Genomic DNA, 663 nt, shown 5'->3' with positions numbered 1-663 from the left:
TCATCTCCAAGGTGCTGCCGGTGGAGGACATGCCGTTCCTGGAGGACGGCACCCCCGTCGACATCGTCCTGAACCCCCTCGGCGTCCCCGGGCGCATGAACGTCGGCCAGGTCCTGGAGACCCACCTCGGCTGGGTCGCCTCCCGCGGCTGGAAGGTCGAGGGCGACGACGCCGACTGGAAGCGCGCCCTCAAGGAGATCGGTGCCGACGAGGCGCCGCCGTGGACCAACACCGCGACGCCGGTGTTCGACGGCGCCCGCGAGGACGACGTCACCGGCCTCATCGAGAGCACCCTGCCGAACCGCGACGGCCGGCGCATGGTCGACCCGGGCGGCAAGGCGAGGCTCTTCGACGGGCGCACCGGTGAGCCGTTCAAGGACCCGATCTCGGTCGGCTACATCTACATCCTCAAGCTGCTCCACCTGGTGGACGACAAGATCCACGCGCGGTCGACGGGGCCGTACTCCATGATCACCCAGCAGCCGCTCGGCGGTAAGGCCCAGTTCGGCGGCCAGCGCTTCGGTGAGATGGAGGTATGGGCCCTGGAGGCCTACGGCGCCGCCTACGCGCTGCAGGAGCTGCTGACCATCAAGTCCGACGACGTCCTCGGCCGCGTGAAGGTGTACGAGGCCATCGTCAAGGGCGAGAACATCCCCGAGCCCG

1 pseudogene is annotated in these 663 nt (G+C 69.2%); it reads left to right on the top strand.

What is annotated here, in order from left to right:
- Window positions 1-663 (top strand): annotated as a pseudogene (locus ABGB11_RS42445) (DNA-directed RNA polymerase subunit beta); the annotation flags it as partial.

This window comes from Actinomadura sp. B10D3 (assembly GCF_039871695.1).
Classification (GTDB): Bacteria; Actinomycetota; Actinomycetes; order Streptosporangiales; family Streptosporangiaceae; genus Spirillospora; species Spirillospora madurae.
This window is presented reverse-complemented; position numbering and strand designations above follow the sequence as displayed.